The sequence below is a fragment of the Vibrio sp. Vb0598 genome (assembly GCF_033338935.1).
Classification (GTDB): domain Bacteria; phylum Pseudomonadota; class Gammaproteobacteria; order Enterobacterales; family Vibrionaceae; genus Vibrio; species Vibrio alginolyticus.
Window position 1 is genome coordinate 21,866 of the sequence record NZ_JAWOTP010000021.1, and the last position, 16,249, is coordinate 38,114.

17 protein-coding genes are annotated in these 16,249 nt (G+C 46.0%); 14 read left to right on the top strand and 3 right to left on the bottom strand.

What is annotated here, in order from left to right; translation table 11 throughout:
* Positions 1-3: 3 nt before the first annotated feature.
* The 3 genes from recF to dnaA form a co-directional block, all read right to left on the bottom strand.
* Positions 4-1,083, bottom strand: coding sequence for a DNA replication/repair protein RecF (gene recF / locus R7Q38_RS18450; protein ID WP_005378839.1), 1,080 nt, complete (start codon positions 1,081-1,083; stop codon positions 4-6).
* Positions 1,084-1,092: 9 nt separating this feature from the next.
* Positions 1,093-2,193, bottom strand: a complete 1,101-nt coding sequence (gene dnaN / locus R7Q38_RS18455) for a DNA polymerase III subunit beta (protein ID WP_005394106.1) — start codon at positions 2,191-2,193, stop codon at positions 1,093-1,095.
* Positions 2,194-2,256: 63 nt separating this feature from the next.
* Entirely contained in the window at positions 2,257-3,663 is a 1,407-nt protein-coding gene (gene dnaA, locus R7Q38_RS18460) for a chromosomal replication initiator protein DnaA (RefSeq protein ID WP_005378835.1), read from the bottom strand.
* Between the two features lie 412 nt (positions 3,664-4,075).
* Here dnaA and R7Q38_RS18465 point away from each other — a divergent pair, with 412 nt between their 5' ends.
* The 14 genes from R7Q38_RS18465 to R7Q38_RS18530 all read left to right on the top strand — a co-directional run bounded on the left by R7Q38_RS18465 (position 4,076) and on the right by R7Q38_RS18530 (position 16,244).
* A complete protein-coding gene (locus R7Q38_RS18465) occupies positions 4,076-4,822 on the top strand; it encodes an amino acid ABC transporter substrate-binding protein (protein WP_005378831.1) in 747 nt (248 codons plus the stop codon).
* A gap of 114 nt (positions 4,823-4,936) precedes the next feature.
* Positions 4,937-5,608: an amino acid ABC transporter permease gene (locus R7Q38_RS18470; protein ID WP_005378829.1), complete on the top strand. Its 672-nt coding sequence runs from the start codon at positions 4,937-4,939 to the stop codon at positions 5,606-5,608.
* A complete protein-coding gene (locus R7Q38_RS18475; protein WP_005378827.1) occupies positions 5,605-6,342 on the top strand; it encodes an amino acid ABC transporter ATP-binding protein in 738 nt (245 codons plus the stop codon). Before R7Q38_RS18470 ends, R7Q38_RS18475 begins: the two co-directional genes overlap by 4 nt.
* 242 nt (positions 6,343-6,584) lie before the next feature.
* Positions 6,585-6,719, top strand: a complete 135-nt coding sequence (gene rpmH / locus R7Q38_RS18480) for a 50S ribosomal protein L34 (RefSeq protein ID WP_005378825.1) — start codon at positions 6,585-6,587, stop codon at positions 6,717-6,719.
* A gap of 46 nt (positions 6,720-6,765) precedes the next feature.
* Positions 6,766-7,089, top strand: coding sequence for a ribonuclease P protein component (gene rnpA, locus R7Q38_RS18485; protein ID WP_005394102.1), 324 nt, complete (start codon positions 6,766-6,768; stop codon positions 7,087-7,089).
* The gene (yidD, locus tag R7Q38_RS18490) at positions 7,056-7,313 is read left to right on the top strand and encodes a membrane protein insertion efficiency factor YidD (RefSeq protein WP_005378822.1); all 258 of its coding nucleotides are present in this window, start codon (positions 7,056-7,058) and stop codon (positions 7,311-7,313) included. The genes rnpA and yidD overlap by 34 nt, the downstream gene beginning before the upstream one ends.
* Positions 7,314-7,315: 2 nt before the next feature.
* Complete coding sequence (yidC, locus tag R7Q38_RS18495) at positions 7,316-8,938, top strand: membrane protein insertase YidC (RefSeq protein WP_005383834.1); 1,623 nt, start codon at positions 7,316-7,318, stop codon at positions 8,936-8,938.
* A 130-nt stretch (positions 8,939-9,068) separates the two neighbouring features.
* Positions 9,069-10,430, top strand: coding sequence for a tRNA uridine-5-carboxymethylaminomethyl(34) synthesis GTPase MnmE (mnmE, locus tag R7Q38_RS18500; RefSeq protein WP_005383836.1), 1,362 nt, complete (start codon positions 9,069-9,071; stop codon positions 10,428-10,430).
* Between the two features lie 100 nt (positions 10,431-10,530).
* A complete protein-coding gene (mioC, locus tag R7Q38_RS18505) occupies positions 10,531-10,965 on the top strand; it encodes an FMN-binding protein MioC (RefSeq protein WP_005378900.1) in 435 nt (144 codons plus the stop codon).
* Between the two features lie 479 nt (positions 10,966-11,444).
* Positions 11,445-13,340: a tRNA uridine-5-carboxymethylaminomethyl(34) synthesis enzyme MnmG gene (gene mnmG, locus R7Q38_RS18510; protein WP_239938715.1), complete on the top strand. Its 1,896-nt coding sequence runs from the start codon at positions 11,445-11,447 to the stop codon at positions 13,338-13,340.
* Positions 13,340-13,975: a 16S rRNA (guanine(527)-N(7))-methyltransferase RsmG gene (gene rsmG / locus R7Q38_RS18515; RefSeq protein ID WP_005378902.1), complete on the top strand. Its 636-nt coding sequence runs from the start codon at positions 13,340-13,342 to the stop codon at positions 13,973-13,975. Before mnmG ends, rsmG begins: the two co-directional genes overlap by 1 nt.
* A gap of 10 nt (positions 13,976-13,985) precedes the next feature.
* On the top strand, positions 13,986-14,759 hold the full coding sequence (locus R7Q38_RS18520) for a ParA family protein (protein WP_005383838.1): 774 nt from the start codon (positions 13,986-13,988) through the stop codon (positions 14,757-14,759).
* A gap of 24 nt (positions 14,760-14,783) precedes the next feature.
* A complete protein-coding gene (locus R7Q38_RS18525; RefSeq protein ID WP_005383840.1) occupies positions 14,784-15,665 on the top strand; it encodes a ParB/RepB/Spo0J family partition protein in 882 nt (293 codons plus the stop codon).
* A gap of 189 nt (positions 15,666-15,854) precedes the next feature.
* Positions 15,855-16,244: a F0F1 ATP synthase subunit I gene (locus R7Q38_RS18530; protein ID WP_005378921.1), complete on the top strand. Its 390-nt coding sequence runs from the start codon at positions 15,855-15,857 to the stop codon at positions 16,242-16,244.
* Positions 16,245-16,249: the final 5 nt, after the last annotated feature.

Consider the following 16,249-nt stretch of genomic DNA (forward strand, 5'->3'; position numbering starts at 1 on the left):
CTTCTAGTTTGACTCTATCCTGCCATGTTCCACATGAAACAATTTACCGTTATCGTCCAACATATCGGCGATTTGGCTTTCAGTGATAGAGCTTACAAATACTTGTGCGCCCGTCTCTTTTAAGCAGTCAGCAAGACGCTTGCGACGTTGGCTATCTAATTCCGACGCGAAGTCATCAATTAGGTAAATGCATTGTTTACCGGCCATCTCTGTCAGGTGTTGCCCTTGCGCTACACGCAATGCACACACCATGAGTTTTAATTGACCGCGTGACAGAACATCTTCAACGGGCGTTCCGTTCACTTTAATGCGCAAATCAGCTTTGTTTGGGCCACTAAAGGTGTATCCCAATGCCTGATCACGCTCAAAATTCTTTTCTAGTATCTCGTGGTATGGAGTGTCTTTATCCCAGCCACGATAATACTTCAATTGGATCTCAAATTCTGGCAAAAATGTCTGACAGATAGTTTCTGCGACAGTTTTCATCTGCTCGATGTAACTTGCTCGCCATTGGCTGATGTTTTCAGCCAATCCTGCCATTTCCTGATCCCAATAACTGAGCTCACGATAACTATTGGCGGTTTTCAACAACGCGTTGCGCTGCTTGTTCAGGCGCTTGAACCTTCCCCATGCTTGATAAAAAGCGGGCTCGGTATGAAACACGCCCCAATCAATAAACGCACGACGATGTTTAGGGCCATCTGTCAGTAAATCAAACCCTTCTGGGTGTATCAACTGCAGAGGCAGAACTTGTGCCAACTGCGCTAATTTTTGTCCAGATTGACCGCCTATTTTAACCTCTGTTGAGCCATCACGCTGCTTATTAATGCCGATAGGTAGCTCAAATTGATCCGAGTTCAAAAAACGACCATGAACAAACAGTTCGTCACACTCATTTTGTATCACTCGTCCGGTGAGAGAGCTCTTGAATGAGCGGCCATGCCCGAGCAGATAAACCGCTTCTAAGACACTGGTTTTACCGCTGCCGTTCGGCCCGATAAGAAAGTTAAAGCCTGCTGATAACTCAATATCACAGGCTTTAATGTTTCGAAACTGCTGAATGATGAGACGAGAAAGAGGCATTCAGTTGGCTTATAGACGAATTGGCATCACCACGTACATGGCACTGTCATCGTCGGCATTTTCAATCAACGCGCTAGCGTTAGCATCCGACATCGACACACGTACATTTTCACAACGCAACGTGTTCAGAACATCAAGCACATAGCTTACGTTAAAGCCGATTTCGATGGCGTCACCTTCAAAGGTTACATCAAGCATCTCTTCCGCTTCTTCTTGTTCTGGGTTATTCGCGGTTATGCGCATTTCAGTATCAGCCAGATTCACACGCACGCCACGGAATTTTTCGTTGGAAAGAATCGCAGCACGAGAGAAGGCTTGGCGCAACTCGTCACAACTTGCTATTAGGGTCTTATTGGTGCTCTGAGGCAATACACGGCGGTAGTCAGGGAAACGACCATCAACCAACTTAGAGGTAAAAGTAAAGTTATTCACCTCAGCACGAACATTGGAGCTACCGATCTGAAGTACTACAGGCTGCTCTGGCGCATCCATCAACTTTACTAATTCTTGCACACCTTTGCGTGGCACGATGATTTGCTTCTGCGCAAAGTCTGCACCTAGCTGAGTTTGCGATACCGCCATACGGTGGCCGTCCGTCGCCACGCTGCGTAACGTGGTGCCGTCAATTTCAAACAACATGCCGTTGAGGTAGTAACGAACGTCTTGATTCGCCATCGAGAACTGAGTTTTGTCGATCAGCGTACGTAAATCAGCTTGGCTCAGTGATACTTCCACTTCGCTTTGCCAGTCTTCAATATTAGGGAAATCGTTCGCAGGAAGCGTTGCCAATGAGAAACGGCTGCGACCAGAGCGAACTTGTACGCGATCACCTTCTAATACAAATGTGATGATCGCATCGTCCGGTAAACCACGGCAGATATCGAGAAACTTACGCGAAGGAACGGTAATGCTGCCCGCTTCAAAATCACCTTCTAGCGTCACTTTGCTTACTAACTCTACTTCAAGATCGGTTGCCGTCATCGACAATACGTTCTCTTCTACTTTAAGAAGTAGGTTACCCAGGATTGGCAGAGTTGGTCGGCCACCTAAAGCGCCCGAAACCTGCTGTAGCGGTTTGATTAAATGACTACGTTCAATGGTAAATTTCATGCTTGGCTCTTTACGCTGTCAGCTCAATAAATGATTTGCTTAGAATACCGTTATTCTAACCGATTACGAAGACAGGGTGCGAATCAAGTTAGAGTAATCTTCTTTAATGTCGTGGCTCTCTTCACGCAGCTGCTCAATCTTGCGACAAGCATGAAGTACGGTCGTATGATCGCGGCCCCCAAACGCATCGCCAATTTCAGGCAAGCTATGGTTGGTTAGTTCTTTTGCTAACGCCATAGCCAGCTGACGAGGACGCGCTACAGAACGAGAACGACGCTTAGACAGCAAGTCCGCTACTTTAATCTTGTAGTATTCCGCCACGGTCTTTTGAATGTTATCGATCGTCACCAGCTTCTCTTGTAGAGCAAGCAGATCGCGCAGCGCTTCACGAACAAAATCAATCGTAATTGGACGACCAGTAAAGTTCGCGTTCGCGATAACACGGTTCAGTGCACCTTCGAGCTCACGAACGTTCGAACGCAGACGCTTGGCAATAAAGAATGCCACTTCATCAGCAAGGTGGATTTGGTGATCTTCGGCTTTTTTCATCAAGATCGCCACACGCGTTTCAAGCTCAGGTGGCTCGATCGCAACAGTAAGACCCCAACCAAAGCGAGATTTAAGACGATCTTCAACGCCATTAATTTCTTTAGGATAACGGTCAGACGTTAGAATGATCTGCTGATTACCTTCCAATAGTGCGTTGAAGGTATGGAAGAATTCTTCTTGTGAACGTTCTTTATTAGCAAAGAATTGGATGTCATCGATAAGGAGCGCATCCACGCTGCGGTAGTAGCGTTTGAATTCTTCAATCGCATTGTTTTGCAGCGCTTTTACCATGTCTTGCACAAAACGTTCTGAGTGCATGTAGACCACTTTTGCGTTCGGGTTGTTATCCACAATCGCGTTGCCCACCGCATGCAACAAGTGCGTTTTACCCAAGCCCGTGCCGCCGTATAGGAACAGCGGGTTGTATGCTGCACCAGGATTATCCGATACCTGACGCGCCGCAGCCAAACCCAGTTGGTTCGACTTACCTTCAACAAAGTTATCGAACTTGTGTTTTGGGTTCATGTTTGAGCGGTGATTGATAGCCGCAATCGCTTGAGCGTCGTCATCCCAGGTTTTGTGTACTGGCTTACGCGCCTGTAATTGCGCAGGTGCAGATGACTCGGCAGCCACATCTGCAGGCGTACGTGTCGGCGCTGGTTTTGGTGCAGAGACAGGTCGGCTCCCCACTTCAAAACGTAAGTTAGGAATATCGCCACCGCAGTATTCCTGCAGTAAGCGAGTAATATTGTTCAGATACTTATCACGCACCCAGTCCAACACAAAGCGGTTTGGCGCGAATAGAGTGAGAGTATTGTCATTGAGCTCCGCTTGTAGCGGACGAACCCACATGCTGAATTCTGTAGCTGGTAGCTCTTCTTGAAGCTGCTGCAAACATTGCAGCCAAAGCGAAGATGACACGGTGCCCCCACTGAGTAATTGAATTATCGGAAAAGACTGGCAATTTTACCTGTTGATAACCAAGATCGCCAGCGATTGATCGACGATCCAGTGAATAAGATCCAAGTTATTCACAATTATTTCTGCAAACTTGATGAGATCAACACACCTTGCCCCAAATTTGCCCACACAACGATCCACAATTGGGCAAAATTAACAAGATCGAGCGATTGGTGATAAGTCTGTGTATTATTTTATTCCCAATGCTGATTTTGTCGATCATTTCGCTAGGTTCAGTTCGCATTTTCGTCACATTTAACATTCTTCTTCTATTATCTAATAACTCACAGGTCTAGGTTATTGCTCTTGGTTATTTATTTAATTGAGCTAACTAACAGTAGTATTTCCAACCATAAAATTATGGAGATGTATTATGAAAAACTGGATTAAGGTTGCCGTTGCAGCCATTGCACTGTCGGCAGCAACCGTACAAGCCGCTACTGAAGTCAAAGTTGGTATGTCAGGTCGCTACTTCCCGTTTACTTTTGTAAAGCAAGACAAGCTACAAGGCTTTGAAGTCGACATGTGGGATGAAATCGGTAAACGTAACGATTACAAAATCGAATACGTAACAGCCAACTTCTCTGGTTTATTTGGTCTTTTAGAAACTGGTCGTATCGATACGATCTCCAACCAAATCACCATGACTGATGAGCGTAAAGCTAAATACCTATTTGCTGACCCTTACGTTGTAGATGGCGCACAAATTACCGTGCGTAAAGGCAACGACAGCATCAAAGGTGTTGACGATCTTGCGGGCAAAACCGTTGCGGTGAACCTAGGCTCTAACTTTGAGCAACTGCTGCGTCAATACGACAAAGACGGCAAGATCAACATTAAAACGTACGACACAGGTATCGAACATGACGTGGCGCTCGGTCGTGCAGACGCGTTTGTAATGGATCGTCTTTCTGCGTTAGAGCTGATTAAGAAAACTGGCCTTCCTCTGGAATTGGCAGGCGAACCGTTTGAGACAATTCAAAACGCATGGCCTTTCGTTGACAACGAGAAAGGTCGTAAGCTGCAAGAAGAAGTAAACAAAGCACTGGCTGAGATGCGCGCAGATGGTACAGTAGAGAAAATTTCCGTGAAGTGGTTTGGCGCTGACATCACGAAATAAGAACTCTTTGTACTTTAGGCCGCAAAGTGGTATCACTCTCGGACTAAAATAAACTTACGTAAAGGTGGAACTTGTTTTCCACCTTTTCTTTTCTCTAGCCTTTAGGTAAGCCGTATGGGATTTGACTTTAATTACATGTTGGAACTGCTGCCGATATTGCTGAAATATCTTGGCACAACCATGGAAATGGCGACATGGGGATTGGTGTTTTCGCTGATTTTATCCGTCATTTTAGCCAATATTCGCGTATTTAAACTGCCAGTTCTGGATCAATTAAGCCAACTGTACATCAGCTTCTTCCGTGGCACCCCACTGTTGGTTCAGCTTTTCCTGCTTTACTACGGCTTACCGCAAATTTTTCCATTGATGGTCGGTATCGACGCCTTTTCAGCAGCGGTGATCGGTTTAACGCTGCACTTTGCCGCTTATATGGCGGAAAGTATTCGTGCCGCCATTATTGGCATTGATCGCAGCCAAATGGAAGCGAGCTTATCGGTCGGTATGACGACATCCCAAGCAATGCGCCGAGTGATCTTACCTCAAGCAACGCGTGTCGCACTGCCTTCATTGATGAACTATTTCATCGATATGATCAAGTCAACGTCTCTCGCTTTCACGCTTGGTGTGGCCGAAATCATGGCGAAAGCACAGATGGAAGCCTCATCAAGTTTCCGTTTCTTTGAAGCTTTCCTTGCGGTTGCTCTTATTTACTGGGGCGTGGTGGTAATTCTGACTCGCGTACAAATCTGGGCAGAAGCAAAACTGAATAAGGCGTACGTACGATGATTAAGTTAGAAAATATTCACAAACGTTTTGGTGAGACTGAAGTGCTGAAAGGCATCGACCTCGATATTAAGCAAGGTGAGATCATCGTGATTATCGGCTCAAGTGGTACGGGTAAATCAACCTTGCTGCGTACGGTGAACTTTCTAGAACAAGCAGATGAAGGTCGTATCACGATAGATGACATCTCCGTTGATACTCAAAAACACACTAAAGCCGAAGTATTAGCGCTGCGTCGTCGAACTGGCTTTGTGTTCCAAAACTATGCCCTGTTTGCCCACATGAATGCGCGCCAGAACATTGCCGAAGGTCTAGTGACCGTTCGAGGTTGGAAAAAAGCCGATGCTCTCAAACGAGCGCAACAAATTCTGGATGACATCGGCCTTGGGGATAAAGGCGATAGTTATCCAGCGGCATTATCTGGCGGCCAACAACAACGTGTGGGTATCGGCCGAGCGATGGCGCTGCAACCAGAACTGCTGTTGTTTGACGAACCAACTTCTGCGCTGGATCCTGAATGGGTCGGTGAAGTTCTCTCATTAATGAAGAAGTTAGCTAATCAGCATCAAACCATGCTGGTGGTGACGCACGAGATGCAATTCGCGAAAGAAGTAGCTGATAGAGTGATCTTCATGGCGGAAGGCAATATCGTTGAGCAAGGTTCTCCACAGGATATCTTCGATAATCCACAAGATCCTCGTTTGAAAAAATTCCTTAACCAAGTAGGAATAGAGTAACGATCAAGCATCAGGATCGATTGATCCTTGAGATTTTACTCACACTACGTATAATCGCCCGGCCGGAATTTCGTACTCATTGAGTCATTGACACATTATGTGAGTGTGATTACAATTCCGCCTCTTTGTTGAGAGGCGTCGGTTGTCCTTCTCTATATAAAGAGCTTCTTTATATAAGAAAGCAAATACCCACGCCGGGTTTAACAAGAACCTAAAACTACTGATCAGTAAAGGTAATTATCATGAAACGCACTTTTCAACCTACAGTTCTAAAGCGCAAGCGTACTCACGGCTTCCGTGCTCGCATGGCAACTAAGAACGGTCGTAAAGTTATCAACGCACGTCGTGCAAAAGGCCGTGCGCGCCTATCAAAATAATCGCTAGTTTATTTTGAACACGTACGCGTTTAATCGGGAGTTACGTTTGTTAACTCCCGAGCATTATCAAAACGTCTTCCAGCAAGCTCATCGAGCTGGCTCGCCTCATTTCACCATCATTGCTCGCAATAACAAACTTTCTCACCCACGATTAGGTTTAGCGGTTCCCAAAAAGCAAATCAAAACGGCTGTCGGTCGTAACCGATTTAAGCGTTTGGCTCGTGAAAGCTTTCGTAACAATCAACATCAGCTTCCAAACAAAGATTTTGTTGTGATTGCGAAGAAAAGCGCGCAAGATTTAAGCAATGAGGAAATTTTTAAGTTGTTTGATAAGCTATGGCAACGCCTGTCTCGCCCTTCACGTGGATAGCCATTGGGCTCGTTTATCTGTATCGCTGGTTTATCAGCCCTTTGATTGGTCCTCGTTGCCGGTTCACACCAACCTGTTCCACTTACGCGCTAGAAGCTTTGAGAGCTCACGGTTTTGTAAAAGGATGTTGGTTATCAGGCAAACGTCTATTAAAATGCCACCCTTTGAATGAAGGGGGGTATGACCCCGTTCCACCAGTCCAAAAACAAGACAGAGATAACTAACGATGGATTCTCAACGTAATATCCTGCTCATCGGTTTGGCCCTGGTTTCTTTTTTGCTGTTTCAACAATGGCAAGTTGCAAAGAATCCAGAACCTCAAGCAGTTGAACAGGCTCAATCAAGCAGCACTCTACCTGCACCATCTTTTGCTGATGAACTTGACCCAGTTCCTGGTCAACAGCAAGCTTCTGCAAAAACTATCACAGTAACGACTGATGTTTTAACTCTGTCGATCGACACCGTTGGTGGCGATGTGGTACATGCCAACCTTAACGAATACTCTGCTGAGTTAGATTCATCAGATTCCTTTGTTCTGCTTAAAGACGCTCAAGGTCACCAATTTATCGCTCAAAGCGGTCTAGTGGGCCCTCAAGGTATCGACTTGAGCAGCACAAATCGCCCTCACTACAACGTAAGTGCAGACAGCTTCACAATGGCTGACGGTCAAGATGAACTTCGCGTTCCGATGACATTCACTGCAAACGGCATCGAATACACCAAAACTTACATCTTTAAACGCGGCAGCTACGCGCTTAATGTTGAATACGATGTAGTGAACAACTCAGGCAACAACGCAACATTTGGTATGTACGCTCACCTACGTCAAAACCTAATGGACGATGGTGGTAGCATCACAATGCCTACTTACCGTGGTGGCGCATACTCAACAGAAGATACGCGTTACAAGAAGTACAGCTTTGATGATATGCAGGATCGCAACCTGTCTCTTAACCTAGCCGATGGCCAAGGTTGGGCAGCAATGATTCAGCACTACTTTGCCGCAGCTTGGATCCCACGTAACGAACCAGGTACTAACCTATATACTCGTGTAATTGGCAACCTAGGCGACATCGGCGTTCGTATGCCGAACAAAACTATCGCAACAGGCGATCAGGCTAAGTTTGAAGCAACACTTTGGGTTGGTCCAAAACTGCAAGATGAAATGGCAGAAGTGGCTCCTAACCTAGACCTAGTAGTGGACTACGGCTGGTTATGGTTCATTGCGAAGCCTCTTCATATGTTGCTTTCATTCATCCAGAGCTTTGTTGGTAACTGGGGTGTGGCAATCATCTGTCTGACCTTCATCGTTCGTGGTGCAATGTACCCACTAACAAAAGCGCAATACACATCTATGGCGAAAATGCGCATGCTACAGCCTAAGCTGCAAGCAATGCGTGAGCGTATCGGTGATGACCGTCAGCGCATGAGCCAAGAAATGATGGAACTGTACAAGAAAGAGAAAGTGAACCCACTAGGTGGTTGTCTACCTCTTATCCTACAGATGCCTATTTTCATCGCACTATACTGGGCGCTAATGGAATCGGTAGAGCTACGTCACTCACCATTCTTCGGTTGGATTCATGACCTTTCAGCGCAGGACCCTTACTACATCCTGCCGCTATTGATGGGTGCGTCTATGTTCCTAATCCAGAAGATGAGCCCGACAACGGTAACGGATCCAATGCAGCAGAAGATCATGACCTTTATGCCGGTTATGTTTACCTTCTTCTTCTTGTTCTTCCCATCAGGTCTCGTTCTGTACTGGTTGGTGTCGAACATCGTAACGCTTATCCAGCAAACTCTGATCTACAAAGGATTAGAGAAAAAAGGCTTACACAGCAAGTAACCTTTTAGGAAATGATTGAGAAAGGCGGCCAAAAGGTCGCCTTTTTGTTTTTGGCTGATTACAATTCAGCTAATTAATTGTGATGGCTCCCTAGGTATCTTCCCTATAGCCCAGCTCAAAAGGCAAAATTATGACTACAGATACGATTGTCGCTCAAGCGACCGCGCCTGGTCGTGGCGGTGTCGGTATTATTCGAGTTTCTGGCCCTAAAGCCAACCAAGTGGCGTTAGAAGTCACTGGCAAAACACTAAAGCCCCGCTACGCAGAGTACCTGCCGTTTAAGTCAGAAGATGGCACTGTGCTTGATCAGGGCATCGCACTGTACTTCCCTAACCCACACTCATTTACCGGTGAAGACGTACTTGAGCTGCAAGGCCATGGCGGCCCTGTAGTGATGGATATGCTGATAAAACGCATTCTAGGTATAGATGGTATTCGAGCTGCTCGCCCTGGTGAGTTCTCTGAACGCGCATTTCTGAACGATAAACTCGACCTCGCTCAAGCCGAGGCGATCGCAGACCTCATTGATGCCAGTTCTGAAGAAGCAGCAAAATCGGCACTGCAATCCTTACAGGGCGCATTTTCAGGCCGCATTAATACCTTAGTTGAGTCGCTGATTCATTTGCGTATCTATGTTGAAGCAGCCATCGACTTCCCTGAAGAAGAGATCGACTTTTTGGCCGACGGTAAAGTGGCTGGTGACCTACAAGCCATCATCGACAACCTAGATGCGGTGCGCAAAGAAGCTAACCAAGGCGCTATTATGCGTGAAGGGATGAAAGTCGTGATTGCGGGTCGTCCAAATGCGGGCAAATCAAGCCTACTGAACGCGCTATCGGGTAAAGAATCTGCAATCGTAACCGACATCGCAGGAACCACGCGTGATGTACTGCGTGAGCATATCCATATTGATGGCATGCCACTACACATCATTGATACAGCAGGTTTGCGTGATGCTTCCGATGAAGTAGAGAAAATCGGTATCGAACGCGCGTGGGATGAAATAGCCCAAGCAGACCGCGTGTTGTTCATGGTGGATGGCACGACAACCGATGCCACCGATCCGAAAGATATCTGGCCAGATTTTGTGGATCGCCTACCAGACAACATTGGTATAACTGTGATCCGTAATAAAGCGGATCAAACGGGTGAAGATATGGGGATCTGCCACGTCAATAACCCTACTCTTATCCGTTTGTCAGCGAAGACTGGTGCAGGGGTTGAAGCTCTGCGCGATCATCTCAAGGAGTGTATGGGCTTCTCTGGCAACAGTGAAGGTGGGTTTATGGCTCGTCGTCGTCATCTCGATGCATTAGAACGTGCCGCACAGCACCTTCAAATAGGCCAGGAGCAGCTTGAAGGCTATATGGCTGGTGAAATATTGGCTGAAGAGCTACGCATCACCCAACAACATCTCAATGAGATTACCGGTGAGTTCAGTTCTGACGACTTACTGGGACGAATCTTCTCTTCATTCTGTATCGGGAAGTAAATAATCGAACGCGCGGTGCTGAGCTTAACTCACACCGCGTTTCTTTTTGTACGGCAAGCCATCCATGAGCTTTAGCCGTCGCATTCAATAAGGAAGAAGTATGATCCACATTATTACAGGCAGCACGTTAGGTGGCGCAGAATACGTAGGGGATCACCTGAGTGATCTACTCAACGAGAATGGATTTGAAACAACGATCCACAACCAGCCTTCCCTCAGTGATATCGAAAATCAAGGTACGTGGTTGGTGATCACCTCTACACATGGAGCTGGTGAGTATCCTGATAATATCCAACCTTTTATCGCAGCATTACAAAATACACCGCCAAAAATGACTGATGTAAAATTTGCGGTGATTGCGATTGGTGACTCTAGCTACGATACGTTCTGTGCCGCTGGTCAACACGCTTATGATTTATTAGAGGATATTGGTGCAACCCCTCTCGCAGATTGCTTTAAAATCGATGTACTGAGCCATGATGTGCCAGAAGACGCCGCAGAAATGTGGTTAAAAGAGAATATCGAACGTTTTTAAACTCGCGACTTTCCCTTCAACAGAGTCGAAATTCGGCTCTGTTTTCTCCCATGTGAATAACTCTCCCACCAAATTATTTTGTTTAACCGCTCAAAAACCAACCAAACAGACTGTGGATAACTACAATAAGATCCAGTGATTTTCCTTTAGTTATCCCAATAACAACTTTGATCAATTTCACCCCCTGTGTATAACCACCACTTTTGATCCCAGGTAATCCTCGATCTGATCCAATCATGATCACAAGATATGATCCAAAGAAGATCCATGATCTTGTTGATCATTTTTAAGTTATCCACAGAAACGGTCGATCCTAATAGTAGATCTAATAAAAGATCATATATATAGATCTTATATATATTTATCTTGGAGCTTAAAACGGATAAAACGAGAAAACGTTTTTCTCTCTGGCATAAAGCAGGTAAAATACGGCTCCTTTATCTGTCCATTAAATCCCTTTGAATACCTGAGGTCAGTTCATGCTTTATCACGAAAACTTTGACGTCATTGTTGTCGGTGGCGGACACGCAGGAACGGAAGCCGCGCTCGCATCTGCACGCACAGGACAAAAAACGCTTCTCCTTACCCATAACATCGATACATTAGGCCAGATGTCTTGTAATCCGGCGATCGGTGGTATTGGTAAAGGTCACTTAGTAAAAGAAGTAGATGCTATGGGCGGTTTGATGGCTGAAGCCATCGACCATGCAGGTATTCAGTTTCGTACACTAAATGCCTCCAAAGGTCCTGCAGTACGAGCAACTCGAGCTCAAGCCGATCGCGCTCTGTACAAAGCGTACGTTCGTAATGCATTAGAAAATGCGCCTAACTTAACGTTGTTCCAGCAATCAGTTGATGATCTGATTGTTGAACAAGATCGCGCAGTTGGTGTGGTAACTCAAATGGGACTTCGCTTCCATGCGAAAGCCGTTGTGCTAACCGTGGGTACCTTCCTTGGTGGTAAGATCCACATAGGTATGGAAAGCTCGTCTGGTGGTCGTGCCGGGGATCCACCATCGATCGCATTAGCGGATCGACTGCGTGAACTGCCGTTCCGTGTGGATCGTTTAAAAACAGGTACTCCACCGCGCATTGATGCTCGTACTGTTGATTTTTCAGTGCTAGAAGCTCAGCACGGTGATAACCCAACGCCTGTATTCTCGTTCATGGGCAAACGTGAACAGCATCCGCGTCAGATTCCATGTTTCATCACCCACACCAATGAACAAACTCACGATGTGATCCGTAGTAACTTGGATCGCAGTCCAATGTACGCAGGTGTGATTGAAGGTATTGGTCCTCGTTACTGTCCGTCTATAGAAGACAAAGTGATGCGTTTCGCTGACAAAAACAGCCACCAAATCTTCATTGAGCCAGAAGGCCTAACCACGCACGAGTTATACCCTAATGGTATCTCGACCAGCTTGCCATTTGATGTGCAAGTACAAATCGTGCGCTCAATGAAAGGGTTTGAAAATGCACACATCGTTCGCCCAGGTTATGCGATTGAATATGATTTCTTCGATCCCCGTGATTTGAAGCAAACGTACGAGACGAAGTTCATCCATGGTTTGTTCTTTGCTGGCCAGATTAATGGTACGACTGGCTACGAAGAAGCCGCAGCGCAAGGCTTGATGGCCGGTCTAAACGCAAGCTTGTTTAGCCAAGACAAAGAAGGCTGGAGCCCACGTCGTGACCAAGCTTACATGGGCGTGTTGATTGATGACTTATCGACCATGGGTACCAAAGAGCCGTACCGCATGTTCACTTCTCGTGCGGAATACCGCCTGCTACTTCGTGAAGATAATGCCGATTTGCGTTTAACGGAAAAAGCGCGCGAGCTAGGCTTGATTGATGATGTTCGTTGGGCTCGCTTTAACGAGAAAATCAACAATATGGAAACGGAGCGTCAGCGTTTGAAAGCAACGTGGATGAATCCGAAGTCAGAGGGTGTTGATGAGCTGAACAAGCTGCTGAAAACCCCAATGGCCCGTGAAGCGAGTGGTGAGGATCTTCTGCGTCGTCCAGAGATCACTTATTCGCAACTGACGCAACTTGAAGCGTTTGCTCCTGCACTTGAAGATCTGCAAGCGGCTGAGCAAGTTGAAATTCAAGTGAAATACGATGGTTACATCAAGCGTCAGCAGGAAGAGATCGAAAAATCACTGCGTCACGAAAATACCAAGTTACCTGCTGATTTGGATTACCGCGATGTAAAAGGTTTATCAAACGAAGTCGTTGCTAAACTGAGCGAGGCCAAACCAGAGAGCATCGGTATTGCATCACGCATTTCTGGTATTACGCCTGCTGCAATTTCTATTCTACTTGTTCACTTGAAAAAGCATGGTTTGCTGAAGAAAGGTGAGGAAGAATAATGAGTGCATTGCGAACAAAGCTGGATTCACTGATCGCGAAAACCGATTTGGAAGTGTCAGAACAGCAACGAGAACAGTTAGTTGGTTATGTCGAACTGCTCGATAAATGGAACAAAGCGTACAATTTAACATCGGTACGTGATCCGCTTGATATGTTAGTGAAACATATTCTTGATAGTATCGTTGTAAGCGCACACCTGCCCGGTGAGCGCTTCATTGATGTTGGTACTGGTCCGGGGTTACCGGGCATCCCTTTGGCAATCATGAACCCTGAGAAAACCTTCTTTTTGCTCGACAGTCTTGGCAAACGCATCCGTTTTATCAAGCAAGTCGTGCACACATTAGGGCTGAAAAACGTGACACCAATTCAAAGTCGCGTCGAAGAATTCCAACCTGAAGAAAAATTTGATGGCGTTTTGAGTCGAGCTTTTGCTTCAATGACAGACATGGTGGAATGGTGCCACCATTTGCCGAAACAAGAGCACGGGGTGTTTCTAGCGCTGAAAGGACAGCACCCTAAAGATGAAATGGATCAGCTTCCTGAATGGTGCAGTGTGACAGAGATCATATCTTTGGCTGTTCCTGAGTTGGAAGGTGATCGTCATCTAGTAATCTTATCGCGCAAGGAAAATTAGCGAGGTAATCGTGGGTAAAATTGTAGCAATCGCCAACCAGAAAGGTGGGGTCGGCAAAACAACAACGTGCATTAACTTAGCGGCTTCGATGGCGGCAACAAAGCGCAAGGTTTTGGTGATCGATCTCGACCCGCAAGGCAATGCTACGATGGCGAGTGGTGTGGATAAGTATATGGTCGACGCCACCGCATACGATCTTTTGGTCGAAGATACACCGTTCGATCAAGTCGTTTGTACCCAAACAACAGGGAAGTATGATTTGATCGCGGCGAACGGAGACGTCACCGCGGCAGAAATCAAATTGATGGAAGTTTTCGCTCGTGAAGTGCGTCTAAAAAATGCATTGTCGTCAGTTCGCGATAACTATGATTTCATCTTTATTGATTGTCCTCCTTCTCTAAACCTTCTTACAATCAATGCGATGGCGGCAGCTGACTCTGTGCTGGTGCCGATGCAATGTGAATACTTTGCGTTAGAAGGTTTAACAGCTCTTATGGATACAATCAGCAAGTTAGCGGCTGTTGTGAATGAAAACCTAAAAATCGAAGGTTTATTGCGTACCATGTACGACCCACGCAACCGCTTATCGAATGAAGTATCCGATCAACTTAAAAAACACTTTGGGAATAAAGTTTACCGTACTGTCATTCCGCGTAATGTTCGTTTGGCTGAAGCGCCAAGTCACGGTAAGCCAGCAATGTACTACGATAAGTACTCCGCAGGTGCCAAAGCGTATCTTGCTCTAGCGGGCGAAATGCTCCGCCGCGAAGAAATCCCAGTTTAACTCTAACCTAAGGAATTCAATCCCATGTCTAAGCGTGGTCTCGGAAAAGGACTGGATGCGTTATTGTCGACCAGTTCGTTTGCTCGTGAAAAACAGCATATTGCATCGCATAGCCAAGAATTATCGGCAGACGGTGAGTTAACCGATTTAGCGATTGGTCAATTGCAACCGGGCGTATACCAACCGCGTAAAGATATGGCGCCTGAAGCGCTAGAAGAACTAGCGGCTTCGATTCAATCACAAGGCATTATTCAACCAATCGTGGTTCGCCAGGTCGAAAATGGTCAGTTTGAGATCATCGCAGGTGAGCGCCGCTGGCGTGCTGCAAGGCAGGCGGGTTTAAAACGCGTGCCGTGTTTGGTGAAAAAAGTTGAAGATCGTGCCGCCATCGCCATGGCGTTGATTGAAAACATTCAACGTGAAGACTTGAATGTGATTGAGGAAGCCCAAGCGCTTGAACGTCTACAAGATGAATTCACGCTGACACATCAACAAGTGGCCGATGTGATTGGTAAATCAAGAACGACGGTGAGTAACCTATTACGTCTGAATCAGTTGGAAGTTGATGTAAAAGGTCTGGTTGCAGATAAAAAATTGGAAATGGGTCATGCTCGAGCTCTGTTAGCGTTAGAAGGCGAACAGCAAGTCGAAGTAGCTCAACAAGTGGCTAAGAAGCAAATGACTGTTCGCCAAACCGAACAGTTAGTAAAAAAGTGCTTAGCCCCACAAAATGAGCAAAAAGGGCAACAAGAGGATACCGAAGCCGAGCAAATGTCGCATAAATTGAGTCAGCTGCTTGATGCAAAAGTTTCTCTTACCCGTTCTGCAAACGGAAAAGCGAAATTGACGATAAGTCTTGATGAGCCTCACAAATTGGACCAACTAATTGCCAAGCTTGAGGCCTAGATGAGATAATTGATTTAGGTCAATTAATCTAATTAATCGAATTTTGTGCGAAAGTTGTCGTTTTGTAAACAAAACTGTAAGTTTTTGATGCAATCGAATTGCTTTACGTTGAACTGAACGTATAATTTTCGCCAATTTCCCAGCACAGAGAGTTAAGTGCGAAGTGGATATTACTAGAGGTACGAATACATGGTAGCTGCGTTAGCTAGACCAGGACGAGAGCTCGCAAGGCAATTGTTAATGATCCAGTCTGGCGCGGTTATTTTTGTGGCAGCAGGAATGGCGGTAGCCATAAATCCTGACTGGGGATTTTCAGCGCTGATTGGCGGAGGCATTTTTGTTGTTGCCAATGCAGTATTCGCGCTGTGTGCTTTCATGTTTAGTGGAGCTCGCGCTGCCAAGCGCATCGCTGCTTCCTTCTATACGGGTGAAGTACTGAAAATTCTCATCACGGTTGCACTGTTCTATGTTGCCTACATGTATATGCAGGTGGAACTTGTTCCCCTCAAACTAACCTATTTGCTGGTACTAGGTATTAATATCTGTGCACCAGTGCTATTCATTAACAACAAAAAATAGGATGA

Coding starts and splice junctions, on each gene's coding strand:
- recF (WP_005378839.1), bottom strand. CDS start 1,083: ATGCCTCTTTCTCGTCTCATCATTCAGCAGTTTCGAAACATTAAAGCC.
- dnaN (WP_005394106.1), bottom strand. CDS start 2,193: ATGAAATTTACCATTGAACGTAGTCATTTAATCAAACCGCTACAGCAG.
- R7Q38_RS18465 (WP_005378831.1), top strand. CDS start 4,076: ATGAAAAACTGGATTAAGGTTGCCGTTGCAGCCATTGCACTGTCGGCA.
- R7Q38_RS18470 (WP_005378829.1), top strand. CDS start 4,937: ATGGGATTTGACTTTAATTACATGTTGGAACTGCTGCCGATATTGCTG.
- R7Q38_RS18475 (WP_005378827.1), top strand. CDS start 5,605: ATGATTAAGTTAGAAAATATTCACAAACGTTTTGGTGAGACTGAAGTG.
- rpmH (WP_005378825.1), top strand. CDS start 6,585: ATGAAACGCACTTTTCAACCTACAGTTCTAAAGCGCAAGCGTACTCAC.
- yidD (WP_005378822.1), top strand. CDS start 7,056: ATGGCAACGCCTGTCTCGCCCTTCACGTGGATAGCCATTGGGCTCGTT.
- yidC (WP_005383834.1), top strand. CDS start 7,316: ATGGATTCTCAACGTAATATCCTGCTCATCGGTTTGGCCCTGGTTTCT.
- mnmE (WP_005383836.1), top strand. CDS start 9,069: ATGACTACAGATACGATTGTCGCTCAAGCGACCGCGCCTGGTCGTGGC.
- mioC (WP_005378900.1), top strand. CDS start 10,531: ATGATCCACATTATTACAGGCAGCACGTTAGGTGGCGCAGAATACGTA.
- mnmG (WP_239938715.1), top strand. CDS start 11,445: ATGCTTTATCACGAAAACTTTGACGTCATTGTTGTCGGTGGCGGACAC.
- rsmG (WP_005378902.1), top strand. CDS start 13,340: ATGAGTGCATTGCGAACAAAGCTGGATTCACTGATCGCGAAAACCGAT.
- R7Q38_RS18525 (WP_005383840.1), top strand. CDS start 14,784: ATGTCTAAGCGTGGTCTCGGAAAAGGACTGGATGCGTTATTGTCGACC.
- R7Q38_RS18530 (WP_005378921.1), top strand. CDS start 15,855: ATGGTAGCTGCGTTAGCTAGACCAGGACGAGAGCTCGCAAGGCAATTG.